General features: G+C 72.8%; 20 protein-coding genes. 10 read left to right on the top strand and 10 right to left on the bottom strand.

Annotation, left to right across the window (positions count from 1 at the left end; translation table 11 throughout):
• The first annotated feature begins 75 nt into the window (after positions 1-75).
• Positions 76-1,512, top strand: a complete 1,437-nt coding sequence (locus ACNF49_RS45495; RefSeq protein ID WP_357979661.1) for an MFS transporter — start codon at positions 76-78, stop codon at positions 1,510-1,512.
• A 399-nt stretch (positions 1,513-1,911) separates the two neighbouring features.
• Here the strand turns inward: ACNF49_RS45495 and ACNF49_RS45490 are convergent, their stop codons facing one another.
• Both ACNF49_RS45490 and ACNF49_RS45485 read right to left on the bottom strand, forming a co-directional pair.
• Positions 1,912-3,882 carry a tetratricopeptide repeat protein gene (locus tag ACNF49_RS45490; protein WP_482941610.1) on the bottom strand — a complete coding sequence of 657 codons (1,971 nt, stop codon included), beginning with the start codon at positions 3,880-3,882 and terminating at the stop codon, positions 1,912-1,914.
• A gap of 277 nt (positions 3,883-4,159) precedes the next feature.
• Positions 4,160-4,357: a hypothetical protein gene (locus tag ACNF49_RS45485; protein ID WP_357979665.1), complete on the bottom strand. Its 198-nt coding sequence runs from the start codon at positions 4,355-4,357 to the stop codon at positions 4,160-4,162.
• 302 nt (positions 4,358-4,659) lie between these two features.
• On the opposite strand from ACNF49_RS45485, the gene fxsT reads away from it, so the two are divergent.
• Positions 4,660-7,227, top strand: a complete 2,568-nt coding sequence (gene fxsT / locus ACNF49_RS45480; protein ID WP_357979667.1) for an FxSxx-COOH system tetratricopeptide repeat protein — start codon at positions 4,660-4,662, stop codon at positions 7,225-7,227.
• A gap of 16 nt (positions 7,228-7,243) precedes the next feature.
• On the opposite strand, the gene ACNF49_RS45475 is transcribed toward fxsT, so the two are convergent.
• The gene (locus ACNF49_RS45475; RefSeq protein WP_482941609.1) at positions 7,244-8,443 is read right to left on the bottom strand and encodes an FxsB family cyclophane-forming radical SAM/SPASM peptide maturase; all 1,200 of its coding nucleotides are present in this window, start codon (positions 8,441-8,443) and stop codon (positions 7,244-7,246) included.
• A 366-nt stretch (positions 8,444-8,809) separates the two neighbouring features.
• On the opposite strand from ACNF49_RS45475, the gene ACNF49_RS45470 reads away from it, so the two are divergent.
• The 5 genes from ACNF49_RS45470 to ACNF49_RS45450 are packed head-to-tail and all read left to right on the top strand — an operon-like array spanning position 8,810 to position 13,508.
• Positions 8,810-9,829, top strand: a complete 1,020-nt coding sequence (locus ACNF49_RS45470) for an ABC transporter substrate-binding protein (RefSeq protein ID WP_482941608.1) — start codon at positions 8,810-8,812, stop codon at positions 9,827-9,829.
• Positions 9,826-10,662 carry an ABC transporter ATP-binding protein gene (locus tag ACNF49_RS45465; RefSeq protein WP_352324581.1) on the top strand — a complete coding sequence of 279 codons (837 nt, stop codon included), beginning with the start codon at positions 9,826-9,828 and terminating at the stop codon, positions 10,660-10,662. Before ACNF49_RS45470 ends, ACNF49_RS45465 begins: the two co-directional genes overlap by 4 nt.
• Positions 10,655-11,617, top strand: a complete 963-nt coding sequence (locus ACNF49_RS45460; protein ID WP_357979675.1) for an ABC transporter permease — start codon at positions 10,655-10,657, stop codon at positions 11,615-11,617. Before ACNF49_RS45465 ends, ACNF49_RS45460 begins: the two co-directional genes overlap by 8 nt.
• The gene (locus ACNF49_RS45455; protein WP_357979677.1) at positions 11,614-12,942 is read left to right on the top strand and encodes an LLM class flavin-dependent oxidoreductase; all 1,329 of its coding nucleotides are present in this window, start codon (positions 11,614-11,616) and stop codon (positions 12,940-12,942) included. Before ACNF49_RS45460 ends, ACNF49_RS45455 begins: the two co-directional genes overlap by 4 nt.
• Complete coding sequence (locus ACNF49_RS45450; protein WP_357979679.1) at positions 12,939-13,508, top strand: NADPH-dependent FMN reductase; 570 nt, start codon at positions 12,939-12,941, stop codon at positions 13,506-13,508. Before ACNF49_RS45455 ends, ACNF49_RS45450 begins: the two co-directional genes overlap by 4 nt.
• Positions 13,509-13,662: 154 nt before the next feature.
• On the opposite strand, the gene ACNF49_RS45445 is transcribed toward ACNF49_RS45450, so the two are convergent.
• The 3 genes from ACNF49_RS45445 to ACNF49_RS45435 all read right to left on the bottom strand — a co-directional run bounded on the left by ACNF49_RS45445 (position 13,663) and on the right by ACNF49_RS45435 (position 17,469).
• Positions 13,663-14,457, bottom strand: a complete 795-nt coding sequence (locus tag ACNF49_RS45445; RefSeq protein WP_357979681.1) for an SDR family oxidoreductase — start codon at positions 14,455-14,457, stop codon at positions 13,663-13,665.
• Between the two features lie 43 nt (positions 14,458-14,500).
• A complete protein-coding gene (locus tag ACNF49_RS45440; RefSeq protein WP_482941607.1) occupies positions 14,501-16,507 on the bottom strand; it encodes a glycosyl hydrolase family 28-related protein in 2,007 nt (668 codons plus the stop codon).
• 182 nt (positions 16,508-16,689) lie between these two features.
• Positions 16,690-17,469: a CPBP family intramembrane glutamic endopeptidase gene (locus ACNF49_RS45435; protein ID WP_482941606.1), complete on the bottom strand. Its 780-nt coding sequence runs from the start codon at positions 17,467-17,469 to the stop codon at positions 16,690-16,692.
• A gap of 117 nt (positions 17,470-17,586) precedes the next feature.
• Between ACNF49_RS45435 and ACNF49_RS45430 the strand changes: the two genes are divergently transcribed.
• Positions 17,587-18,498, top strand: coding sequence for an NAD(P)H-binding protein (locus ACNF49_RS45430; protein ID WP_482941605.1), 912 nt, complete (start codon positions 17,587-17,589; stop codon positions 18,496-18,498).
• A gap of 26 nt (positions 18,499-18,524) precedes the next feature.
• Complete coding sequence (locus ACNF49_RS45425; protein WP_482941604.1) at positions 18,525-18,911, top strand: DoxX family protein; 387 nt, start codon at positions 18,525-18,527, stop codon at positions 18,909-18,911.
• Positions 18,912-18,915: 4 nt separating this feature from the next.
• On the opposite strand, the gene ACNF49_RS45420 is transcribed toward ACNF49_RS45425, so the two are convergent.
• The 4 genes from ACNF49_RS45420 to ACNF49_RS45405 all read right to left on the bottom strand — a co-directional run bounded on the left by ACNF49_RS45420 (position 18,916) and on the right by ACNF49_RS45405 (position 23,556).
• Positions 18,916-19,248 carry a putative quinol monooxygenase gene (locus ACNF49_RS45420; protein WP_352352667.1) on the bottom strand — a complete coding sequence of 111 codons (333 nt, stop codon included), beginning with the start codon at positions 19,246-19,248 and terminating at the stop codon, positions 18,916-18,918.
• Between the two features lie 87 nt (positions 19,249-19,335).
• Positions 19,336-19,941 carry a superoxide dismutase family protein gene (locus ACNF49_RS45415; RefSeq protein WP_482941603.1) on the bottom strand — a complete coding sequence of 202 codons (606 nt, stop codon included), beginning with the start codon at positions 19,939-19,941 and terminating at the stop codon, positions 19,336-19,338.
• Between the two features lie 98 nt (positions 19,942-20,039).
• A complete protein-coding gene (locus tag ACNF49_RS45410; protein ID WP_482941602.1) occupies positions 20,040-22,229 on the bottom strand; it encodes a transglycosylase domain-containing protein in 2,190 nt (729 codons plus the stop codon).
• A gap of 163 nt (positions 22,230-22,392) precedes the next feature.
• A complete protein-coding gene (locus ACNF49_RS45405) occupies positions 22,393-23,556 on the bottom strand; it encodes an SRPBCC family protein (RefSeq protein WP_357979696.1) in 1,164 nt (387 codons plus the stop codon).
• Positions 23,557-23,776: 220 nt separating this feature from the next.
• On the opposite strand from ACNF49_RS45405, the gene ACNF49_RS45400 reads away from it, so the two are divergent.
• Complete coding sequence (locus ACNF49_RS45400; RefSeq protein WP_357979698.1) at positions 23,777-24,811, top strand: DUF6221 family protein; 1,035 nt, start codon at positions 23,777-23,779, stop codon at positions 24,809-24,811.
• Positions 24,812-24,826 lie beyond the last annotated feature (15 nt).

The following is a 24,826-nucleotide window of genomic DNA, read 5'->3' as shown; positions in this document are numbered from 1 at the left end:
TGTGACACGAAGCCCGGCTGTGGACGACACCGCACCTGGCTTGCCCAGCGTCCGGGCGCCTTGGGAGCGACAGAGGTGACCGACAGCACCGCGGGCGAGGGCCCGGCCGACGGGAGACGCGCCCCGTGGCGGCGCGACTTCAACCTCCTGTGGAGTGCCTCGGCGGCCAACCAGCTCGGCTCGACGAACGCCATGCTCGCCGTCCCCCTGCTCGCCCTGTCGCTGACCGGTTCGCCGGTGTTCGCCGGCTGGGTGACGGCGGCCGGCACGCTGCCCCGGATCCTGCTGGCCCTGCCGGTGGGCGCGCTGGTCGACTACATGGACCGGCGGCGGGTCATGATCGTCAGCCTGCTGGCCCGCGGCGTGCTCGCCGTGCTGCTGACGGCCGGCGCGTTCGCGACCATGCCGGAGCACGTCGTGCTGCCGCTGGTCGCCGCGGCGCAGGGCGTCTGCCTGGTGTTCTTCAGCACCGCGGAGGCGACGGTGGTGCCGCGGCTCGTCCCGCGCGAGCACCTGCCGGGCGCGATGGCGAAGAACGAGGCGCGCGTGCACGCGGCGGCGCTGCTCGGCCGCCCGCTCGGCGGCCTGCTGTTCGACCTGCACCGGGCGCTGGCCTTCGCCGTCGACGCGCTGACCTCGTTCCTGTCGGTGTTCGCGCTGCTGCGCATGGCCAAGGACCGGCTCACCCCGCACGGCGTCCCGCCGCGACCGCGGGTCAGGGCGCTGGTGGCCGACCTGGGCGACGGCTTCGCCTACCTGCGCAGGGAACGGTTCCTGGTGCCGGTGCTGGTCGTCTGCGCGCTGGCCAACTTCTTCTTCCAGACGCTCGCGCTCGTCCTCATCCTGCTGGCGCACCAGCAGCGGCTGCCGAGCCTGCTCATCGGCTGCCTGATCGCGGCCACCGGGTTCGGCGGCGTCCTGGGCTCGTTCACCGCGTCGCGGCTGCAGAGCAAGGGGCGCACCCGGGGCGTGATCGTGACCTGCGTGTGGTCGTGGCTGATGCTGACCGGGTTCGTGGCGCTGGTCGACCACGACAGCGTCGTGTTCGTCGCCGTCGTGCTGCCGCTGGCCTGGGGCGGCATCGGGTTCACCGGCGCGCACATCAACGTCGCGCTCGCGGTCTACCAGGCCGACGAGGTGCCGAAGGAGCTGCTGGGCAGGGTCACGGGCGCCGGGCGGTTCCTCTCCGGCGGCGCCGTCCCGCTGGGGGCGCTGTCGGCCGGCTACCTGATCGCCGTCTGGGGCACCAGGGGCGCACTCGTCGCGGTGGCGGTGGCCATCGGCCTGCTGGCCGTCGTCCTGACGCTCATGGTGACCTCGCTCGGGCACGACCTGGGCCGCCTGTGGCGCGCGGCCGTCAGCCGGAGGGGACGGCGAGCTCGGAAGGGGGCGGCGCGGGCGGGAAGACCTCCGCGCTCAGAGCGCGCAGCGCCCGCTGCAGGGCCACCTCGACCTCCTCCCCGGCCACAACAGGACTTGATACCGAACGGGCGTGCCCGAACGCCCTGGTGACGGCCGCGCTGAGCTGTTCGAGGCGCTCGCGCGCGCCCTCCGGGCACAGCGGCCACAACCGCTCGACCGCCACCGCCGCCGCCAGGTACTCCACCCGCGCCTGGCGGAACTGGCCGGGCAGGTCCTCGCCGTCGAGGCGGGCGTCCCGGTCGGTGCGCATGTCGAGCGAGATGCTCACGGTCAGCCCGAATCGCAGCACCGCCGACTGCGCGTCGGCGAACGCCGTGCGCAGGGTCTCGGCCCGCGCGTCCTCCCGGTCGGCCCGGCGCTGCTCGGCGGCGGCCCTGGTGGCCTGCCTGGCCTTCAGCCGCTCGGTCACCATCGCCCATCCGGCGCCCGAGAACGCGGCCAGCACGGCCGATCCGCCGGTGATGAGGGCCACCAGGGCGGTGTCCGGCATCACGAGCCCGCGAGCAGCTTCCTGGCCGCACGCCGCTGGTGCTCGGGGAGCGGCGGGCGCCGCGCCGTCATGGCGCGGTCGGCCAGCTCCGTCGCCCTGGTGACGTCGCCGGTGAGCTTGTGGACGCGGGCGGCGCGCAGCAGCACGGGCCCGCTCTCCTCGGCCTCCTTCAGCGCCTCCTCGGCCTCGTCGAGGGCGTCACCGAGGTCATGGGCGACCTCGGGGCGGGTCAGGCTGGCCATCGCCAGCGCGCGGGCCGCCTTGGTGGAGGGCGCGGGCCGGCCGCCGCGCAGCTGCCGCATGTCCCGCAGGGCCGACTCCGCGTCGCCGAGATCGGCCAGGAACTCCCCGCGCGAGCGCCGGGCCTCGGGCGTGTCCGCCTCGCGGTTGAGCACGTCGCTCAGCACGGCGAGGGCGGCGTCCGGCTGGCCGGCCTCCCACAGGGCCTGGCCGAGCGCGGTCTGCACGATGAGGTCGTCCGGCACCCGGCCGACGGCGGCGCGCAGCTGCTCGACGGCCAGGCCCGGCCTGCCCTGGGCCAGGACGACGCGCCCGACCGCTGTCATCAGCCAGCCGACGGCCGCGTTGTCGCCGACGGCCTCGAAGAGCCGGGCCGCGGCGCGGTAGTGCTCGATGCTCTCCTCCAGCAGCCCCTGGTCGTAGTCGATGTTGCCGGAGAGCGTGTCGATCTCGGCCCGCAGCCGCAACGCCTGCGGCGGGCAGGTCTGGGCGGCCTCGTGGACGAGCCGGCGGGCGCGGTCGGGCTCACCCTCGTCGCCGGCGCGTTTGGCGGCGCGCAACCGGGCCGCCGGGTCGGGCGGGGACTGCGGCCACATGGCGGCGTCGAGCTGCCTGAGCGGGGCCAGCATCCGGGGGTGGCGGGGGCCGTGCATGGGCAGGCCGTTGCATTTGGGCGAGCTGACCAGGTAGCGGTCCTCCAGGGCGTTGAGCACGACCGCGCCCACGTCCGCGACCGGGTCGGACAGCCTGCCGTACTCGTGCAGGATGTCCCGGCGGAACCAGGACATGAGGCGGCCGGGGGGTAACAGGTGGTCGGCGGCGACCTCGGCCAGCGTCGCGGCGCAGAACTCGCGCAGCGCCCGGTCGGCCGCGGTGTCCAGCTCCGTCAGCAGGAACCGCTCGCGGTCCGGCGGATCGCCCCACAGCCGGGCGCCGGCGGCCTGCAGGAGCAGCGGGTCGACCTCGTCGGCGGTGGGCCAGGGCCGGCCGGTGTCGTCGCGGACCGTGCGGATCTCGTCGACCAGCTCCTCGACCTTGTCCGCGGCGGCGCCGTCGCCGGTGGACTCGGCCGACAGCCGCATCGCCTCGACGGCGTGCGCCCGGGTGAACGGCGGCAGCGCCAGCTCCTGCGGCTCCCGGACCGCGTAGCGCCTGAGCACGTGCCGCAGCTCGTCGAGGTGGTCGGTGCGGACCGACAGCAGCAGGCGCAGGTCGGGCCACTGGGCCAACGACCCCAGCAGCTCGTCGAAGAAGCTCTCCCTGAGGTGCTCGTACGGGTCGGGCAGCCGTAGGAACGTCTCCACCTGGTCGACGGCGGCCAGCGTCGGCCCGGCGACGCCGTCGTTGCGCTGGAGCCTGCGCAGGAAGTCGCTCACCGACAGGCCCGCGAAACTGGCCAGCGAGCCGCCGTCCGACCACGACGAGAGCAGCGCGATCACGTACGGGTTGTGCTCGGGCAGCGCGGCGGCGGGCCAGACGCGGGTGGAGCGGGCCAGGCCCACCGGCAGCACGCGCGCCCGCTCGTCCCGCAGCGAGGGGATCACGGCGGCCCGCAGCAGCGAGGTCTTGCCGGCGCCGGCCGCGCCGTGCAGGATCGTCAGCCGGTTGCGCCGCCACATGCCGGCCAGCTCCGCGGTCTCCGCGGACCGTCCGAAGAACAGGGCCCCGTCGCCCTCGTCGAAGGGACGAGCTCCGACGAAGGGACCGCGTCGGGGGCCGGAAGCAGTCATGGGACCAGACCTCACTCACCGAGGACGACGTCGTATTCCTTTGTGGCCCGGGACCGGACTGCGGAGGCGCCCGCCCCGGTCAATGCCGCAAGACGCGTGTGGCGGCGAGACTCCTGAATAATTCCGTCCGGTTTCGAGCTCAACGTCCGGCTGTCACCGCTGCACGATTCTCGATGGCTCCCCATGGTATGGCATCGCCGTGGCCGGCGCCCCGTTTTCGGGTTCGCCGAAACCCGGGGAAACATCTCCCGCCGGGTCTCGGCGAATCGGTTCGTGATTACGGATTGCCCGGCCGGTACGGCACCGGCGTGCTGTTGTCGAACGCGGCGAACACCTCGTCTTCCCCCGGGCCCGACTCGAGCAGCTCGAGTAACTCCAGTGCGATCACGGAGTTCCCCAGCCCTTCGAGACGGGCAGGTGAGAGTGCGGACAAATCAAGAAGATCCTTGTGTTGCGTGACGACCTGCGGTGCCATGGGCGCTCCCTCGTCGGCTCTGGCCTGCCCGCAGCGTTCCCCGTCCGGATGACCGGCCCGTCCGGAGCGAAGTGCTCAACAGGCTGATCCCAGGGTGGCCGAATTCGGCGTGCCCGCCAATAGGCGGTGAATTAGTGCCGTCCTGAATCGGCTGTTGGCGGTCGCCGTTATCGGCCGGGTAGTACGGGACCCGCCGGGCCGCTACCATGACAGTCTGTCGTTTTTTATCTTGCCCTATTCTCGAGAACGACTTTCCATTCCTGCACCAGCCCCCGTGAAGGCACGGGCAGAAGGGCGGGCACGTGACGATTCCAGAGCCGTCCGCCGCACTGCGCGCAGTGAGCGACTTTCCCAATGTCTGGAAGGTTCCACCCCGGAACAAGAACTTCACCGGCCGGGAGGAACTGCTGTCCAGGCTGCGCGACAGCATTCTCCAGCAGCCCACCGCGGTCGTGCCGAACGCCCTGCAGGGCTACGGCGGCGTCGGCAAGACGCAGGCCGCGATCGAATACGCCTATCGGTTCCGCGAGGAGTACGACCTCGTCTGGTGGATCCCCTCCGACCAGCCCGGCCTGGTGCGCTCGACGCTGGCCCAGCTCGCGCCCCAGCTCGGCCTGCCGGGCCCGACCGCGACGGGCATCGACGAGGCGGCCAACGCCGTCCTGCAGGCGCTGCGCCGCGGTGAGCCGACCCGCCGGTGGCTGCTGATCTTCGACAACGCCGACGAGCCGGACGACATCAGGGAGATCGTGCGTCCCGGCCCGGGGCACGTCCTGATCACCTCGCGCAACCACCGCTGGGAGAGCGTCGTCGACACCGTCCCGGTGGACGTCTTCCCGCGGCGGGAGAGCGTCGAGTTCTTCCAGAAGCGCCTGCGCAGGGCGATCAGCGAGTCCGTCGCCGTCGAGCTGGCCGAGGCGCTCGGCGACCTGCCGCTGGCGCTGGAGCAGGCGGCCGCGCTGCAGAGCGAGACCGGCATGGCGCCGGAGGAGTACCTCAAGCTGCTCCAGGAGCACACCAGTCAGCTGCTGAGCAGGGGCAAGCCCTCGGAGTACCCGGTCTCCATGACGGCCGCGTGGGGGCTGTCGGTGAACAAGCTCAAGGAGAACCTGCCCGAGGCCATGGAGCTGCTGCGCTGCTGTGCCTTCTTCGGGCCGGAGCCCATCCCGCGCTCGGTGCTCGTCCCGGTCAAGGGGGCGGTGCGCCCGGTGATCGCCGAGCTGCTCGCCGATCCCATCAAGCTGAGCGGGGCCATCGGCACGCTGGCCAAGTACGCCCTGGTGCGGGTCGAGGCCGAGGCGAGCGGTCAGGCCGGCGGCCAGCGCGGCCCAGGGCGACCGGCCACCCTCCAGGTCCACCGCCTGATCCAGGCCCTGCTGCGGGAGGAGCTCGAACCGGAGGTCCAGGAGGAGATCCGGGCGGAGGTCCACTCGCTGCTCGTCGGCGCGGTGCCGCAGGCCCCCGACGACCCGGCCAACTGGCCGCGCTACGACGCGCTGCTGGCCCACGTCCGGCCGGCGAGGGTGGCCGAGAGCCGCAGGGACGAGGTCCGCGACTTCGCGATCAAGATGCTGACCTACCTCAGCTCCTCCGGCAACTTCGCCGCGACCGGCAGCCACGTGGCGACGTTCCTGGAGCGCTGGACGCACGACTCCGGCGCCGACAACCGGCACGTGCTCCAGGCCAAGCGCCTGCAGGGAGACCTCTACCGCGAGCAGGGCCGCTACGCCGAGGCCTACCAGCTCAACCAGTCCACCCTGATCTCCATGCGCGCCGCGCTCGGCGAGGAGGAGCGCGACACCCTCATCCTGCTCAACGGCATCGGGTCCGACCTGCGCGCGCAGGGCCGCTTCATCGACGCCAGGGAGCACGACGAGGAGTCGCTGCGCCTGCACAGGAAGGTGCTGGGGCCCGACGACGTCATCACGGTCAGGGCGATCAACAGCCTGGCCCTCGACTACGGCCTCACCTCCGACTACGTCCGCGCCAAGGAGCTGCTCCTGGAGGCGCTGCGCACGGCCCAGGGCGGGGAGACCGCGGTCACCCGCGGCACCGAGCTCAACCTGCGCACCGGCCTCGGCCGCGTGGTGCGGCTGTGCGGCGACTACCGCCAGGCGGTCGACGTCTGCGACGACGCGCTGATCTTCGGCCGCGAGTTCTTCGACGCCAACCACCCGCGCATCCTGCTGGCCCAGAAAGACCTGGCCATCGCCCTGCTGCGGTCCGGCGAGACCGAGGACGCCCTCCTGCAGGCCATCGACGTGCACGAGCGCTACGTGCGGCTGTACGGGGTCGACCACCCCAGCACGCTCGCCGCCGCCACCTGCCTGTCCAACTGCAACCGCGCCAACGGCAACGTGGAGCAGGCCTACGAGCTGGCCTTCGACACCATGAACCGCTACCCGCGGATCTACGGCGCCGACCATCCGTACAACCACGGCTGCGCCAGCAACGTGGCCCTGCTGCACCGCGTGCTCGGCGACCCGCAGGCGGCGCGCGAGCTGAACAAGAAGGCGCTCGACGGCATCGAGCGCAGGCTGGGCCGCGACCACCACTACTACCTGCTCATCGCCGTCAACTACGCCAGCGACCTGGCCGTCCTGGGCGACCTCAAGAACGCCTGCGAGATCGGCGCGGAGGCCCACCAGCGCCTCAGCGCCCTGGTGGGCGCGCGTCACCCGACGACCCTGGCGGCGGCGGCCAACCTGTCGGCCGACCTGGAGGCCGCCGGGCAGCGGGCGGAGGGCAGGGCGCTCTTCGACGAGACCATGCGGTCCTACCTGGAGACGCTGGGCCCCGAACACCCCGACACCCGGGTGGCCGGCGAACGGCGCCACCTCGACTGCGACTTCGACCCGCCGCCGGTCTGACCGGGCCGGGCCCCGCTCACCCCCCGGGCGCGAGGAGCTCGGGGGTGCGCGGGTCGGCTCTGGTCAGGTCGGCCACGTCGTCGGTCACGGTCCGCCGGATGTGGCCGATCAGCCGGTACAGGTCGCGGCAGTAGATCGACGGGTTGCGGAACCCGCTGCCCGGACGGTACCGGTGGGGGTAGAGACCGCCGCCGCAGATCCTGGCCAGCTCGCAGGCGGCGCACTCGTCCGACAACGCCCGCGCGCCGATCTGCCGGGCCGCGATGGAGGGCAGCAGCAGCGCCGCGTCGAAGGAGTCGCGGAAGGTGTGCAGCAGCGTGCCGGCCGCTCCGTCGTAGGCGGACTTGAGCGTGTCGACCTGTTCGATGCTGCCGTCGGTCTCGATGACCACGACCGCCACCGGCGACAGGCCGATCCCCTCGCTCCTGGACGGCCGGCCGCACACCAGCCGGATGATCTGGCTGAACATGCGGATCTGGGTCTCCCGCTCGGGCGCCCGGTACCAGCGGTCGAAGACGGCCACCAGCCAGTCGCCGTACGGCGAGCCGGTGGACGACCAGCCGGGCGGGGGAGTCGTCCAGTTGCCGTGCGGCAGCAGGAAGTCCAGCACCGGCGGGCGGAACCGGAGCAGCGCCTCGTAGGTCGTGACCGGGTCGTTGGCCAGGTCGAGGGTGCACAGCAGGCCGCCGAACAGGTGGCGGTAGGCGGGCGCGGTCAGGCGTTCGATGCCGGCCCGCACCTGCTCGTAGCTGCCCCGGCCGGAGGCGTTGCGGCGGTGGCGGTCGTGCCCCTCCTTGTCGCCGTCGAGGCTGACGCCCACGTAGACGTTGAGGTCGGCGAACAGGCTCAGGAAGCCCTCGTTGAGCTGGACGCCGTTGGTCTGCACGCGGGCCACCAGCTCGACGCCGGGCGCCAGCGCCGAGCGCAGGGCGGTCAGCGCGTAGCGCATGTGGTCGACGCCGACCAGCAGGGGCTCGCCGCCGTGCAGGATCACCTCGACGCTGTCCAGGCCGTTGGCCTCGGCGTGCTCGGCGATGCGGGCGGCCACGCGATCGATGGTCGGGCCGGACATGCGGCGCGGCTGGCGGCGCCAGCTCTGGTCGGCCATCTCGTACATGTAGCAGTAGTCGCACGCCAGGTTGCAGCGGCTGTGGAGCTTGAGTATGAACTGCCTGAACGGGGTGGGCCGCCACCCCGACTCCAGCAGTCTTCCCACATCGAGATCTGCGGGCCATTCGGCTTCGCCCACGCTGATCAGCTCCCGGGGCTGCGACGAAGCTCGGTGTCCGAGCTCGTTCATCCCCGGACCGGATTCCCGCCAGAGTAGATCATCAAACCGGGCAACTGGGGACCGTCGTTTCCGGAAGCGGGCCGTTCCCGAACAGTAATTCATGTAAATCCAGTAGGAAATGTTGACTTAGCGTTCCGGGTTCCGTAGCTTCGTACGCATGAGCCAGGGCCTCTACCTGACCCGGCGCCCGCACGTGGACCACGGCCACGTCGCCAGCGCGCAGTGTCGCTGATCACGCACCTCCGGCAGACCTCCCTCCCCCCTGCGCAGTTCTCCCCAGAGGAACTCATCGTGATCAACATCAGACGTGCACTCCTCGCCGTGCTGCTCGCCACCGTGACCGTCGGCTGCGGCGCGGCCGAGGGCTCGGTGAAACCCGGCGAACCGGAGGTGAAGGAGCTTCGCTACCAGGGCAGCGTGGGCGCCGTCACCTTCCCCGAACTGGCCGCGGAGCTCGGCTACCTCGGCGACGTCAAGCTCAAGTGGGTGGGCAACACCACCTCCGGGCCGCAGGACATCCAGTCCGCGGCCACCGGCCAGACCGACTTCGGCGGCGCCTTCGACGGCGCCGTCATCAAGCTCAAGGCGGCCAAGGCCCCGATCAAGGCGGTGATCGGCTACTACGGCTCGGACGAGAAGTCGTTCAACGGCTACTACGTCAAGGACGGCAGCCCGATCAGGACCGCCCGCGACCTCATCGGCAAGAAGATCGGCGTCAACACCCTCGGGGCCCACCACGAGGCCGTCATCAAGGAGTACCTCAAGCGTCAGGGGCTGACCCCGGCCGAGATCGAGCAGGTCCAGCTCGTGGTCATCCCGCCGGTCAACACCGAGCAGGCGCTGCGGCAGGGGCAGCTCGACGTCGGCACGCTCGGCGGCGTGCTCAAGGACAAGGCGCTCGAACGCGGCGGGCTGCGTCCGCTGTTCACCGACGTCGAGCTGTTCGGGCCGTTCACGGCCGGGGCCGTCGTGCTGCGCGAGGACTTCATCGCCAGGAACCCCGGCACCGTCCGGACCTTCGTCGCCGGCTTCGCCAAGGCCATCGCCTGGGCGCAGACCCACCCGCGCGAGGAGGTCGTCGCCAAGTTCGAGCAGATCATCGCCAGGCGCGGGCGCAACGAGACCACCGACGTCGTGAAGCTCTGGAAGAGCACCGGCATCGCGGGCAAGGGCGGCGTCATCGACAGCCGGGAGTTCCAGCGGTGGATCGACTGGCTCCAGCGCGAGGGCGAGATCCGTCCTGGGCAGGTCAAGGCCACCGACCTCTACACCAACGAGTTCAACCCCTACGCGAACGGGAGCGGCTCATGACCGCCACGATCAGCGAGACCGGCGTCCAGACGAAGATCGGCATCCGGAACGTCTCCAAGGAGTTCACGGTCAGGGACGCGGGCGAGCCGTTCACCGCCCTGTCCGGGATCGACCTCGACGTCCGCGAAGGGGAGTTCCTCACGCTCGTCGGGCCGAGCGGCTGCGGCAAGTCCACCCTCCTCGACCTGGTCGCGGGGCTCACCGAGCCGACGTCGGGCCAGATCGTGGTCAACGGCGCGCCCGTCACCGGGCCCGGCCTCGACCGGGGGATCGTCTTCCAGCAGTACGCGCTGTTCCCCTGGCGGACCGCGCTGGCCAACGTGGCCTTCGGGCTGGAGGCCAAGGGCGTGCCCAGGGCCGAGCGTACGGAACGGGCGCGGCGGCACCTGGAACTGGTCGGCCTGTCCGGCTTCGAGGACCGCTACCCGCACGAACTGTCGGGCGGCATGCGCCAGCGCGTCGCCATTGCCCGCAGCCTGGCCTTCGACCCCGACGTCCTGCTGATGGACGAGCCGTTCGCCGCGCTCGACGCGCAGACCCGCGAGTCGCTCCAGGAGGAGCTGCTGCGCATCTGGCAGCACACCCGCAAGACCGTCGTCTTCATCACGCACGGCATCGACGAGGCCGTCTACCTGGGGCAGCGCGTCGCCGTGATGACCTCCAGGCCCGGCCGGATCAAGGAGATCATCGAGGTGGAGTTCGACTCGCGCGAGGGCGACCTGCGGGCCGACCCGCGCTTCGGCGAGTACCGGCACCACGTGTGGGGGCTGCTGCGCGACGAGGTCGCCGCGGCGCAGGTGCAGGAGCGGAAGGCGGCGATCCGGCATGACTGACGCCCGCGCCGACGAACGGACGCGGCCCGAGGGCGACGTCCACTGGTACGACCTCCCCGACGACGAGCCCGACCCCGCCGCCGGGGACGAGCGCACCAACGGGAAAGAGCCCGCCGCCCCGATCCGGCCCACCGAGGGGGAGAGCCGGAACCCGGCCCCGGCGGGGGTGAGCCGGACGGCGGCGTCCCCCGCGGCGACGTGGAGGCTGGCGCGGCGGGCGGGGCGGAACTCGGCCGCGATCCTGCTGCTCCTGGCCGCCTGGGAGGTGCTGCCCCGCCTCGGCGTGGTGGACCCCGTGTTCGTGCCGCCGCTGTCGGAGAGCCTGGCGGCCGGCGCGGACCTGCTGCTCACGGGCCGGCTCCCCGAACACCTGGAGGCGTCGCTGGCGCGTTCGCTGTCCGGGTTCGGGCTGGCGATCGTGCTGGCCATCCCGCTCGGGCTGCTGATCGGCTGGTACAAGCCCGTCGCCGACTTCCTCACCCCGCTGCTGGAGGTGTTCCGCAACACCTCGGCGGTCGCGCTGCTGCCGGTCTTCACGCTCATCCTCGGCATCGGCGAGACGACGAAGGTGGCGTTCGTCCTGTACGCCTGCTCCTGGCCCATCCTGCTCAACACCGTCAGCGGCGTGAAGACCGTCGAACCCCTGCTGATCAAGTCGGCCCGGTCGATGGGGCTCGGCCCGGTGCGGCTGTTCCAGAAGGTGATCCTGCCGGCCGCCGTGCCCACCATCTTCACGGGGGTGCGCCTGGCGGGCGCGTACTCGATCCTCGTGCTGCTGTTCGCCGAGATGGTCGGCGCCAAGGCCGGGCTCGGCTACCTCATCCTCGACGCCCAGTCCAGCTTCCGCATCCCCGACATGTACGCCGGCATCATCACGATCTCCGTGGTCGGCCTGCTGTTCAACCTGCTCCTGATCGGCGTCGAGCGCCGCTTCTCCACCTGGAGGACCACGTGACGAGAAAGCTCCACCTGAACGCCTTCCTCATGGGCGTCGGCCATCACGAGGCCGCCTGGCGGCACCCCCGCACCGAGCCGAGCCGCCTGACCGACGTCCGCCACTACCAGGAGCTGGCCAGGATCGCCGAGCGCGGCAAGCTCGACTCGCTCTTCCTCGCCGACGGCGTGGCCCTGCAGGGCGACGTCCGGCACAACGCGCTCGGCGGGCTGGAGCCGCTCACGCTGCTGGCCGCGCTCGCCGCGGTGACCGACCACATCGGGCTCATCGCGACCGTCTCCACGACGTACAACGAGCCCTTCCACGTGGCGCGCAAGTTCGCCTCCCTCGACCACATCAGCGGCGGCCGGGCCGGCTGGAACATCGTCACCTCCGCCAGCGAGGCCGAGGCGCTCAACTTCGGCGTCGAACGCCCCACGCACGCCGCCCGCTACGCCAGGGCGGACGAGTTCCTGGAGGTCGCCGGCAAGCTCTGGGACAGCTGGGAGGACGACGCCATCCTGGGCGACCGCACCGGCGGCCGCTACGCCGACACCGGCAAGATCCATCCCGTCGAGCACATCGGCCGCCACTTCGCCGTCCGGGGGCCGCTGAACACCTCCCGCTCCCCGCAGGGCCGCCCGCTGCTGGTGCAGGCCGGCTCGTCGGAGGACGGCAAGGAGTTCGCCGCCCGGCACGCCGAGGCCGTCTTCACCGCCCAGCAGACCCTGGAGGAGGGCCAGGAGTTCTACAGCGACCTCAAGCGGCGGGTGGCCGCCCACGGCAGGCAGCCCGGCGACGTGCTCGTCCTGCCCGGCATCTCGCCGATCATCGGCTCGACCGAACGGGAGGCGCTGCACCTGGAGAAGGAGCTCGAAGACCTGATCATCCCCGCCTACGGCCTGGCCCAGCTCTCCCACATGACCGGCATCGAGCTGGCCGAGGACGACCTCGACCGGCCGCTGCCGGACGTGCCCGTCGAGACCGAGGGCGCGCAGAGCCGGCGCAAGCTCGTCATCGACCTGGCCAGGCGGGAACGCCTGACGGTCAGGCAACTGCTCAACCGGCTGGCGGGCGGCCGCGGCCACCGCGTGGTCGCCGGGACGCCCGAGCAGATCGCCGACCAGCTCCAGGAGTGGTTCTTCACCGGGGCCGCCGACGGCTTCAACATCATGCCGCCGCTGCTCCCGTCGGGCCTGTCCGACTTCGTGGACCACGTCGTGCCGGAGTTGCAGGTCAGGGGCCTGTTCCGGTACGAGTACGAGGGCCGTACCCTCCGCGACAACTACGGCCTGACCCGGCCCGTCTCCCGGTACGCCGGGCTGGCGGCGGCGGTGGCCGGATGAGCGTCGTCGCGCTGGTCGGCAACCCCCGCGAGGGCTCCAGGACGCGGACCGTGGCCGTGGAGGCCGCCGAGGCCGTCGCGCGGCGGCTCGGCCTCCCGGGCGCGCACGACGTGATCGACCTGTCGGCGCTCGGGCCGCACCTGCTCGCCCCCGGGCCCGCGCCCGGCGTCGAGGTGGCGCTGGAGCTGGTCGCCGAGGCGCGGGTGCTGGTGGTGGCCAGCCCCACCTACAAGGGCACGTACACCGGGCTGCTGAAGGCGTTCCTCGACCGGTTGCGGCCGGAGGCGCTGGCCGGGGTGGTGGCGTTGCCGCTGCTGGTCATGGGGGATCCGAAGCACGCGCTGGCGGTCGAGGTGCACCTGCGGCCGCTGCTGGTGGAGCTGGGCGCGACCGTGCCGACGCCGGGGCTCGCCGTGCTGGAGTCGCAGCTGGCCGTGCGGGAGTCACCGCTGTCCGTGCTGGAGCCGCGGCCGCCCGAGCTGGAGGAGCTCCTGGGCCGCTGGGCGGAGCGGGTCGCGCCGCAGGTGGCCGCCGCCCTCGCGGTCGGCCATCCGGCCACCGCCTGAAGGACGGCGGGCCACTGTTTGAAAGACGAGGGTCACTGTCCGAAGGACGGCGGGCCGCCGCCTCAAGGGCGACGGGCCGCCGTCCGAGAGCGTGCGGTGCCACCCGTCCGAGGGCGGGGGTGCCGCGTGGGAGCGGGCGGGCGGGGGTGCGGGGTCAACGCCAGTCTCCGGACTGGAGCGCCCCCGCCGCCTGCGGTCCCATCGTGACCAGGCCGCCGTCCACGAACACCGACGAGCCGGTCATGTACGAGGCGGCCGGCGAGGCCAGGAAGGCGATGACCGCGGCGACCTCCCGGGCGTCGCCCGGCCGCGGGATCGGGTACCCCGGACGGCTCCCGGCCCGCGGCGGCCGGTCCTCCTGCCCGGTCATCGGGGTGGCGATCTCGCCGGGCGCGACCGTGTTGACCGTGATGCCGTGCGCGGCCAGTTCCAGCGCCAGCACCCGGCTGAGCAGCTTCAACCCGCCCTTGGCCGCGCAGTACGGCCCCGCCCCCACCCTCGGGTACTCCTCGTGCACGCTGGTGACGTTCACGATCCGGCCGCCGCGCCCCTCGGCGACCATCCGCCGGGCCGCCCGCTGCGCGCACAGGAACGGCCCGTCCAGGTCCACCGCCAGCACCGAACGCCAGCGCTCGTAGTCCATGTCGAGCAGCGGCTCCGACGACCCGGTGCCGGCGTTGTTGACCAGCACCCCGAGCCCGCCCAGGTCCCCGGCCAGCTCGTCGACGACGTGCGCGGCGCGGACCGGGTCGGTCAGGTCGTGGCGGCGCACGGCCGCCGCCTTGCCCGCGTCCCGGACCAGCGCGGCGGTCTCCCGTGCGCCGTCCTCGTCCTCGTGGTAGGTGATCCCCACGTCGAACCCGTGCTCGGCCAGCAGCACGGCGGTGGCCCTGCCGATGCCGGAGTCGGCGCCCGTGACGACGGCGACCCGGTCGTAGGTGTCGGTCATGCCGTCCCTCCTGCCCCGCACCCCGGCGCCTAACGCGGCCGTCTCACCAGGGGGCGGGGGCCGGCGGCGGGACCACCGGAGGACGGTCGTCGCAGGTGAGGGTGTTGGGCAGGAGCCAGGGGGCGAGCCAGCCGTCGTTGCCGCCGCCGTCCGTCAGCGAGAACTCCGAGCCGGACGGGGTGAAGTGGAAGGTGCCGCAGTTGTTGACGGGGACCGCGCCCACGTTGCGGGCGTCCACGTTCTCGAAGGCGGCCGAGCCGGCGGCGCGGGCGCTGAGCACCGAGGTGCCCGTGCCGTCCACCCGGACGTCCTTGAAGCGCAGGCCGGTGATGGAGTAGAGGTCCTTGACGGGCCAGTCGGCGACCAGCATGACGGCGTTGTAGGTGCTGTCCAGGTAGTGGTCGCCGGTCACCCGGATGTCGGCGTCGATGTTCCGCTCGAGGGCGTAGAACCAGATGGCGCCGAGGCCGATCTTCCAGTTCAGCTCGTACGTGCCGGCCCGCACGGTGGTGTTGCCGGTGATGTCCAGGCGGCCCGCGAACGGCTCGGCGCCGAAGCGGGAGCCGACCTGCAGGGCGCTGCCCTCGCGTACGGGGTCGGCGATCAGGTTGGCCGAGACCGTGTTGTCCGTGCCGCCGTAGACGGCGATGCCGTTGGCCAGCACCGGCGTCTGGACCGTGTTGTGGTCGAAGGTGTTGCGGGCGTCCGCCGTCCGCTCCGACCACATCGCCAGGCCGTCGTCGCCGGAGTTGCGGACGAAGTTGTCCGACACGACCGTGCCGGTGACGCCGGTGTGCAGGTTGAGCCCGTCGGCGATCTGGTCGGCGATCACGTTGCCGACGACGCGGGTGCCGTTCATCGGGCCGTCGAACCAGACGCCGACCTTGGTGTGGTGGATGTAGAGGCCCTCGATGGTGGAGTCGCTCATCGCGCCGCCGACGCCGTTGACCTGGTCGGTGTCGATGCGCTCGCGGACGTCGCCCTCGATGGCGAACCCGGACAGGCGCACGTTCCGGCTGCCGCCGTCCGCGGCGTCCTTGCCGTAGAAGCCGACGCCGGTGTGGACGGACCCGTCGGGCGCGGGGGCGTCCAGGGCGACCTCGCGGCCCTTGATGATCGTGTACCAGCTTCCGGCGCCGGTGATCGTCACGTCGTCCACGACGATGTGCCGGTTGACCTGGTACGTGCCGGGCGGGACGTAGACCTTCAGATGGGCGCGCCTGGCGAAGGCGATGGCCCGGTCGAAGGCGGCCGACGACTCGCGGCGCCCGGCCGGGTCGGCGCCGAAGGCCAGCACGTTCGCCGCGACCGGCTCGATCCGCGGCGGGGCGACGAGTTCGGAGTCGAGCAGGTCGATGACCGTCCAGGCGGCTCCGGCGCCCGCCGTCAGCCGGATCCGGTCGCCCGCCCGGTAGGTGCGCCCGAGCAGCAGGCGCTGCTCGTCGTAGAAGTGGCTGGGCCGGAACGGCTTGGTGATCGCCGGGGCCGGGGTGGTGGCGCTGGGCACGCAGGAGCACTCGGTGATCCACCAGTCCGGGTGCAGCAGGTCGGCGCCGGGGTCGTCGGTGAAGGGGTACTGGTTGTACAGCCACGAGTACTGCGAGGTCAGCGTCATGGTGGCCCGGTGGCGGCCGTTGACCGCGACGTCGAGCGGCGCGGTGATGCCGCCGCCCGTTGGCGCGTCGGGGATGCTGTAGCGCACGGTGATCGCGTTGGCCGCGGCCGGCAGGGTGAACTCGACGTGCCGGCCGGGCGTCAGCCGGACCGCCCGCCGCCCGGACGCCTCGGCGGGCAGCGTGTACGCGGTGCGGTCGGGGCCGATGACCGTGCCGTCCGTGGGGGCGTTCTCGGCCTCCTGCTCGGCGAAGCCGACGCGCGCGCCCCGGCCGGCGACGAGGGCGGGGTCGAGGGCGGCCCTGGTGACCACGGGCCGCTGCGCCGCGACGGCTGCAGCGGCGGCTTCAGCGGCGGCTTGAGTGGCGGCTTGAGTGGCGGCCTGCGCGGGGACGGCGAGCGAGGCGAGGGGGAGGCCGAGAGCCGCGGCGAGCACCGCCACGACCCTCCGGGATGTGCTCGTGCCTGACATCCGAAGCTCGATTCTCTCGGGGGGTGAGGTGACAGTAGGACCCCACGACCCCGCGACACAAGACTCCTGCGAGGAAGTTCCGAAGCCTTGTTATCGAGGTGCAAGCGTTTATCAGTTTTTTGCGACAGTCACGCAAGTGGCTTGCGTCAGGGGAGCCAGCTCACCCGGCCGTGCAGGGCGGCGTACCCGACGAAGGCCACCACGTCGATCAGCGTGTGCGCGATCACCAGCGGCATCGCGCGCCCCCACCGCTGGTACAGCCGCCCGAACACCAGCCCCATCACCACGTTCCCGACGAACCCCCCGAACCCCTGATACAGGTGGTACGACCCCCGCAACACCGACGACACGACCACCGCCCGCCACGGCCCCCAGCCCGCCTGGTCCAGCCGGTGCAGCAGGTAGCCGCTGACCAGCACCTCCTCCAGCACCCCGTTCTGCGTGGCGGCCAGCAGCAGCACCGGCACCCGCCACCACACCTCGGGCAACTGCCCCGGCACCACCGTCAGGTTGACGCCCAGCGCGTAGACGACCAGGTAGAAGGCCAGCCCCGTGCCACCGATCGCGGCGGCGAGCAGCGCGCCGCGCAACGTGTCGCGGCCCGGCTCGCGCAGGTCCACCCCGATCGTCCGCAACGACTCGCCCGACCGGACCAGCAGGTACGCCACCAGCGCGACCGGCGCCACCGAGATCGCGATGTCCACGAGCTGCAACGTCAGGTCCAGCCACGGCCGCCCGGGGGCCAGCGAGCCGACCAGCACGGCCTGCTGCCCCTTCAGCTCCTTGGGCGCGGTCAGCGAGCCGATCAGCCGGACCAGCGACAGCACCGCGCTGGCGCCGAGCGAGACCGACAGCACGACGAGGATCTCGGCTCTGATGAGTCTGGGGCCGAGGGCCGGAGCGGGTGCGAGTGACTGGGTGTGCATGGGCCGCAGATTAGCCGCCCAGCGCTCCGATCCGGATAAAGCACCCCTTGTCGGCGGGTCCCCGGGACCCGGTCATGGCGATGTCACACTTTCCGTCCCGGGTTCCTCTCAGAGGGCATGAACGACATGATTCTCGTCACCGGCGCCACCGGCGCTTTCGGACGTCCGCTGGTCGAACTGCTCACCGCCCGAGGGGTCAAGGTACGCGCCGTCACCCGCTCGGCGGCCGGGGTGCGCCTGCCCGCCGGGGCCGAGGCCGTCGAGGGCGACCCGGCCCGCCCCGAGACCCTCGCCGGCCACCTGGACGGCGTCACCGCCGTCTTCCTGCACCCGCGCGCCATCGGCGACGGGGCGCCCGGCCTGCTCGCCCGCGCCGCCGAGCGCGGGGCGCGGCGGGTGGTGGCCCTGTCCGCGATGAACGTCGACGAGCCCCTCGACGAGCAGCCCTCCCGCTTCCGCGGCGACCGGAACAAGGAGGCCGAGGCCGCCGCCGTGGACAGCGGCCTGGAGTGGACCAGCCTGCGCGCCGCCTCCTTCGCCGGGAACGCCCTCCAGGCGTGGGCCCCCCAGATCCGGGCCGGGGACGTCGTCCGGTACGTGCACGCCGGCTTCCAGGAGGTGCCGATCGATGAGCGGGACCTGGTCGAGATCGCCGCCAGCACGCTGCTCGGCGGGTACGCCGGACGCCGGCTCGAACTGACCGGGCCCGAGTCGCTGACCCACGCCGCGATGGTGGCCGTGCTCGGCGAGGCGATCGGCCGGCCGCTGCGCTTCGAGGAGATCCCGCCGGAGGCCGCCGAGCGGCACCTGGTCGCGGGCGGCCTGCCGGAGCCGTTCGTCCGGGCCCTGCTGGCCCGCTACGCCAGGTACGCCACGCGCCCCCAGTACCCGGTCACCGAGGACGCGGCCGCGGTGCTCGGCCGCCCGCCCGGCACCTTCGCCGCCTGGGCCGCCGCCCACGCCCCCGCCTTCGCCCCCCAGGACCATCCGGCCGCAGGTCAGGCGCCCGGTCTCCGCCTTCATGGCTGACCAGCCGACACCGACCGGGGGATCCCGTGCCGCACTCCACCGCCTACGTCGTCACCGCGCTGCTGACGATCGCCTGCAACGCCTTCTCCGGGTTCGCCGCCATGACCCGTCTCGAACCGGTCATGCGGTCGCTCGGCCCCGCGCTCGACCGGGCCGGGGTGCCGCAGTCGTGGCTGGTCTGGCCGATCGGCACGCTGAAGGCGGCCGGCGCGGCGGGGCTGACGCTCGGCCTGCTGGGCGTGCCCCTGGCCGGGACGGCGGCCGCGGCCGGGCTCGTCCTCTACTTCGTCTGCGCCCTCTACACCCACCTGCGCGTGGCCGACCGCTCGCCGCAGTTCTCCCTGGCGATCGTGTTCCTCGCGCTCGCGGTCGCCACCCTGGCGCTGGACCCGGCGCTGGTGCTGCGGCCCTGAGCGGTCAGCCGCGCTCGGGGACGGCCATCTCGCCGAGCAGCGACCAGTCGTCCTGCGGGACGTTCGCGTTGACGATGCGCGGCGTCTCGGCCAGGTAGCCGGGCAGCACCTGCTGGGCCTGCTTGAAGTGCGCCGACGTCACGTGCGCCGCCCCGGCCGCGTCGTCGCGGAAGGCCTCGACGAGGACGTACTCGGCCGGGTCGTCGAGGCTGCGCGACCAGTCGAACCACAGGCAGCCCGGCTCGGCGCGGGTGGCCTCGGTGAACTCGGCCGAGATCTCCGGCCAGCGGCCGGCGTGCTCCGGCAGGACGCGGAACTTCGCAGTGATGAAGATCATGACGGGAACTCCCGAGGTCGGCGGCGTTACGGCACGAGACTAGCCGCACACCGCCGCCCGGCCACGGCGGGCCTCACACGCGTCGCGTCACCTGATCACGCCGCAGGCCGTGCGGCCGCCCGCGTCGCCCGTCCTGTGGGTGGCCTCGTCGGGGCCGTCGGGGGCGTAGCGGGCGGGGATGTTGGCCAGGTTGTCGGGCAGCGCGTGCACGATGACCGCGCTGCCGTCGGCGTCGGTCAGCTCGCGCAGCCCGAACCGGTCGGTGACGACGGACGCGGTGCCCGACCCGTCCTTGCCGACCAGCAGCGGCGGCAGGTCGCCCGAGTGCCCGGCGTGGACGCCGCCGGTCAGGTCGAGGTGGCCTCCGGCGGTGAAGAAGGGGGAGACCTGGCCGGTCGCGGGATCGACGGCCTTCGGGTCGCACAGGCCCGTCGTGTGGATGTGGAAGCCGTGGAAGCCGGGCGTCAGGCCCTTGACCGAGACCGAGACGCGTGCCGTCCCGAACCCCTCGCGCAGGATGCTGAGCCGCCCGACCGCGACGCCGCGCGTGTCGCGGATGACCACGGGCCGCGGGTCGCCCTGGCGCGAGGCGGTGGCGTCGGCCACCGCGCTCACGCCGATGGCGGCGACCCCGGCGGCGAGCGCGAGGCAGAGCGCCAGATGTGTCCGGCCGAACGTCCGTGCCTTGGGCATGGCGAAACCGTCCCTCGTGAGGCGGAGATGTGCGGACTCATCGAGGGTACGGTCGTGCCGCGCCGCCTGTCGTATAGCTCTTGAGTCACCCGTCGGGGTTATGGGGCCGTCCGGTCGTCGGGGGCCGGCTCCCCGAGGCCGGTCTCTCCCAGGTCCGTCCGGCCCAGGCCGGGCTCGCCCGCGTCGGGACGGCCCGCGTCCCGGTCGGGTCGGGCGGGCGCGCAGGCGTCGCCGCAGCCGCCGAAGCGCCCGGTGTCGATCGGCGCGAACCGCGTGGCGGGCACGCCCTTCAGCGCCGCCCTCATGGTGTCGTTCCAGATCGGCCCCGGCAGCGAGGCCCCGGCCACCAGGGCGAAGTACCGGCCGCCGATCGTGGTGTTCACCAGCTTGTACCGCTGCGAGCCGCGCGGGTCGCCGATGCTGACCGCGCCCGCCAGATCCGGGGTGAACCCGGCGAACCACGCCGAGGCGTACCCGTCGGTGGTGCCGGTCTTGCCCGCCGCCGGGCGGCCGATGCCGCCGACGCGGCTCATCGTGCCCTTGGTGAACACGCCCGACAGGATGTGCGCGGTCGCGTCGGCGACGCCCGGATCGAGCGCCTGCCGGCACGACGGCCGGTACGAGGTCGGCCGGCCGGTGGCGGCGTCGGTGATCCTGGTGATGGCCATCGGCGCGCAGTACCTGCCCCGGGCGGCGATGGCGGCATACGCGGTGGCCACCGTCACCGGGTCGGTCTCGTTGATGCCGAGCGTGAACGTCTCGTACTCCTGGAGCTTGCGCCCGTCGGCCCGCGCGATCCCGAGCGACTTGGCCGTCTCCACCGTCCGGCACAGCCCCACCCGCTGCTCCAGCGCCATGAAGAACGTGTTCACCGAGCCCCACGTGCCGGTCTGCAGCGTCTTGAAACCGGGGGAGCCCTCGTCGTTGGTGACCGTCCAGGACGGGTCGCCGACGCCGGCGCCGTCGCAGTTCCTGAAGGCGGCGGTGGAGGGGGCGTTGTAGCCGTTGCCCACGGTGATGCCGTCGTCCACCTTCATGCCCTGTTTGAGCGCCTCGACCAGGGTGAACGTCTTGAACGTCGAGCCCGCCTGGAAGCCGATCAGCCCGCCGTGCCGCGCGTCGGCCACCGCGTTGAAGGAGATCTGCTTCTTCCTGGCCGAGGAGCCGTAGCCGCGGCTGGCGGCCATGGCCCTGATCGCGCCGGTGCCGGGCTCGACCAGCGCCTCGGCGGCCAGGGCGTGGTCGGTGGCGTTGACGTGCTTCCTGATCGCCCGGTCGGCGGCGGCCTGGGCCTTCGGGTCGAGCGTGGTGTAGATCTTCAGGCCGCCCTGCGCGAAGGCGCGTTCCCTGGCCCGCCGCGTGTCGCCGAAGGCCGGGTTGGCCAGCAGCTCGTGCCGGACGTACTCGCAGAAGTACGGATGGTCGCTGTCGCCACAGCCGTTGGGCAGCCGGACGTCCTTGAACCCCAGCTTCTTCGCCTTGGCCGCGGACGCCTGCTCCGGCGTGATCCTGCCGAGCTCGGCCATCCGGTCGAGCACCACGTTCCGCCGGGCTAGCAGCAGCGCGCGGGCCTTCTTGCCGCGGCTCGGGTCGGTCGTGTTCGGGTCCTGCACGGCGCCCGCCAGCGTGGCGGCCTGGGCCAGGTCGAGCCGGGACGCCGGGACGCCGAAGAACCGCCTGGCCGCGGCCTGCACGCCGTTGGCCCCCGCGCCGAAGTAGGCGATGTTGAGGTAGCGGCGCAGGATCTCGTCCTTGCCGTACTTCTGCTCGACGCCCATCGCGTAGCGCAGCTCCTTGAGCTTGCGGGCGTAGCTGGCCTCCAGAGCCTTGTTCTTGTCCTGCTCGGTGTCGGCCGCGTTGAGCAGCACCTGCTTGACGTACTGCTGGGTGATGCTCGAACCGCCCTGGCTGAGCCGGTCGGAGCTGAGGTTCTTGACCAGGGCGCGCAGCGTGCCCTCCATGTCGATCGCGCCGTGCTCGTAGAACCGGTCGTCCTCGATGGCGACGACCGCTGTCCGCATCACCTCGGAGATCTGGTCCAGGCGGACGATCTCGCGGTTCTGGTCGTAGAAGCGGGCGATCACGTTGCCGCGGGCGTCGTACACGGTGGAGGTCTGCGCGAGGGGCGGCTCGGCCAGCGCCACCGGCTTGAGGTTCAGCTGCTCGGTGGCGGAGACGACCAGCGTGCCGGTGCCGCCGACGGCGGGCAGCGTGATCGCGGCCGTCAGCAATCCGGCCGACATCGCCGCGACCGCGAGCCGGGCGACGTTCGACAGGCGATGGGGCATGCGGGAGCACCTCCGGGCGGAAACAGGGGCAAGCCCGGACATGACAGCACAGGACGAAAGGCGGCGTCCAAGACCGATATCAGCCATCCGGTGATATCGCGATCGATATCACGCCAGCGTACGGGCCACGCGCGAACCCCCGTCGCGCGTGGCCGTCCGGCGGTCAGAGCAGCGACGGCGCGACCGGCTGCACCTGGTTCTCGACGTGCTCCTTCAGCCGCACCAGATCCTGCCGCAGCTTGCGCGCGGGATGCGCGCCGAGCAGCCCGGCGATGGCGTGCCCGGCCGCCCCCGCGATGGGGTTGTAGCACAGGTGCACCTGGACGCGCGTCCTGCCGTCGGCCTGGGCGTCCACGCGCAGCACGCCGGTGTGGGCGATGAGCTCGCCGTCGCCGGACTTCCAGGCGATCTCCGCGCCCTCCTCGCGCTTGGTCTCGGTGGCCGTGAAGCGGATGCGCGTCCCGGCCGGGCCCCTGATCACCCAGTGGGAGCGCAGCTCGTCGGCCGACAGCCGCACCTCCTCGACGTCCGGCATGAAGCGCGGGAACAGCGAGTAGTCGCTCACCAGCGGCCACACGGCCGCCACCGGCGCCGCGATCGAGACGGCCGCGTTGACGTCGATCGCCTCGCGACCGGCGTTGACGCCGGTGAGGCGGCGCAGCGGCAGGTTCGTCGCCGCCCGCACGGCCAGCGCGGACGCGGCGCAGCGGGTCAGCCAGGACAGCGGCCTCGGCAGCTTGCCGGTGATCGCCCAGATCGAGGCCGCCGCCCCGCCCGCGACCAGCCTGGTCGAGGGCGACCAGCGCTGCTGGAACAGCTCCGGCACCGCCTTGCGGCGGCGGCCCTGGCCCTGCAACCGGGGCACGTCGGTGCCGTCCCTGTGCACGTGCCAGTTGGTCTCCACCCGCTTGACGCCCGGGATGCGGCGCAGCTTCTGGCGGGCGCGCTCGTCCTCGCCCGCCAGCACGTCGCCGGAGAGCGTCACGACGCGCTCGCGCACGTCGACCTCGACGGCGTGCGGGTGGCTGATGTGGCGGCCCAGTTCGGCGCGTACGCGTTCGTGCAGGACGCGGTCGTCGGCGGAGCCGCCGGTCAGGCGGTACCTGGCCGCCGCGGCCGACCCGCGGCCCCTGTTGGACAGGTCGCGGCCGAGCACGCCCAGGCCGTCGCGCACCTCGTGGGTCGCGTGCGAGCCCTTGTCCCGCACGCGGGCGCGGCGCGTCCGGCCCCGGTCCGGATCCAGCAGGTACGTCACCGCGGCCCCGGCGCAGGCGCCGAGCACGGCCGCGACGAACGGATGCGACCGTCCTCGCGACTCCGTGTGCACGATCTGGATACGCCGCGGAGCCGATGGCCGCGATCCCCCGTTGATGGAGCTGATGCCCCGAAAAGCAGTCGTGCGCATGACCACAATCCCCCTCGCTCGCACTTCCCGCTGGCCGTGGCCTACCCCGCAGGTCACAGCGCTAACGGAGGGTCGTCCGGAGGCGTTGGTCGCCCGCGATACCGGGCAGGAGGGACGGCAGGGGATTTAAGGGAGTTCTGGCATGAGAAGCACGGTTCGCACCGCGACGCAGGCGTTCTGGATCGACGCCGGGCACGGCGGGACGCAGGAGCACTACGGCGAACAGCTACGCAGGTGGCGGCACGCGTTCGCGGCCACGGGCGGGGAGGCGGGCGCGAGCGGCGTCACGCTGGACCCCCTGCACTTCGCGCTGGCCGCCTGGGAGGTCGCCACCCGGCCGGTCGCCGACTCCCCGTACGTGCGCACCCATCCCCGGGTCCTGGACGCGACCTGCCACCGGGCCGAGGACGGCCGCGATCCGCTGGCCGTGGTCGAGCTCGCCGCGCCGCCGCCAGTCCCGCTGCCGGACGGCTGGTCGAGCTGGCGGCACCAGGGCGAGCAGCCTTACGCGGCCGGCGCTGAGGGCACGCCGACCGCGCTGAGCACGCTGGAGCTGCGCATCCCCCTGTCCGGGGACCGGCTGCCGACGCCCACCCGGCCGCGCGCCGAGGGCCTGCCCAACCTGGACGACGCCCAGGCGTCGCTGGAGGCGTTCGTGGCCGAGCTGAACGCGGCGGTCACCCCGTTCCTGCGCGAGCTGGACGGCGCCGAGGGCGTCCTCGACACCGACGGCGCCACGCTGATCCAGTGGCTGCGCACGCAGATCGAGGCCGACAAGGCCACCGCGGAGGCGGCGGGCGCCGGCCCCTGGCGCTACCTCACGGCCGCCGGCTCGGCCGCCGCCCCGGTACGCCAGGGCGCGGGCGGCGCGCGGCGGCTGGAGTTCGGCGGCGGGCGGACGATCACCCGCGTCGGCTTCCACGACGACGACCTGCTCCACCCGGTCGAGGCGATCCACATCGCCCTGCACGACCCGGCCGACGCGATCGCCCGCTGCGGCGCCGAGCTGGCGTTGCTGAACGAGCACACCCCGCCGCTGTCGGCCGGGGACGCCGGGGACGCCGTCTGCCCGCTGTGCGGCGGGGCCGCCGGCTCCCCCTGCCAGACGCTGCGCCACCTGGCCTACGGCTACCGCCTGCGCCCCGGCTGGCGGCCCGAATGGAGCCCCTCCCGCTGACCGCTCCCGGCTCCC

This window comes from Actinomadura sp. ATCC 39365 (assembly GCF_054392275.1).
Note: the sequence above shows the minus strand (reverse complement) of the source record. Positions and strands in the feature narration are given on the sequence as shown.

Coding starts and splice junctions, on each gene's coding strand:
- ACNF49_RS45490 (WP_482941610.1), bottom strand. CDS start 3,882: ATGACTGCTTCCGGCCCCCGACGCGGTCCCTTCGTCGGAGCTCGTCCC.
- ACNF49_RS45485 (WP_357979665.1), bottom strand. CDS start 4,357: ATGGCACCGCAGGTCGTCACGCAACACAAGGATCTTCTTGATTTGTCC.
- ACNF49_RS45465 (WP_352324581.1), top strand. CDS start 9,826: ATGACCGCCACGATCAGCGAGACCGGCGTCCAGACGAAGATCGGCATC.
- ACNF49_RS45460 (WP_357979675.1), top strand. CDS start 10,655: ATGACTGACGCCCGCGCCGACGAACGGACGCGGCCCGAGGGCGACGTC.
- ACNF49_RS45450 (WP_357979679.1), top strand. CDS start 12,939: ATGAGCGTCGTCGCGCTGGTCGGCAACCCCCGCGAGGGCTCCAGGACG.
- ACNF49_RS45445 (WP_357979681.1), bottom strand. CDS start 14,457: ATGACCGACACCTACGACCGGGTCGCCGTCGTCACGGGCGCCGACTCC.
- ACNF49_RS45435 (WP_482941606.1), bottom strand. CDS start 17,469: ATGCACACCCAGTCACTCGCACCCGCTCCGGCCCTCGGCCCCAGACTC.
- ACNF49_RS45430 (WP_482941605.1), top strand. CDS start 17,587: ATGAACGACATGATTCTCGTCACCGGCGCCACCGGCGCTTTCGGACGT.
- ACNF49_RS45420 (WP_352352667.1), bottom strand. CDS start 19,248: ATGATCTTCATCACTGCGAAGTTCCGCGTCCTGCCGGAGCACGCCGGC.
- ACNF49_RS45415 (WP_482941603.1), bottom strand. CDS start 19,941: ATGCCCAAGGCACGGACGTTCGGCCGGACACATCTGGCGCTCTGCCTC.
- ACNF49_RS45410 (WP_482941602.1), bottom strand. CDS start 22,229: ATGCCCCATCGCCTGTCGAACGTCGCCCGGCTCGCGGTCGCGGCGATG.
- ACNF49_RS45400 (WP_357979698.1), top strand. CDS start 23,777: ATGAGAAGCACGGTTCGCACCGCGACGCAGGCGTTCTGGATCGACGCC.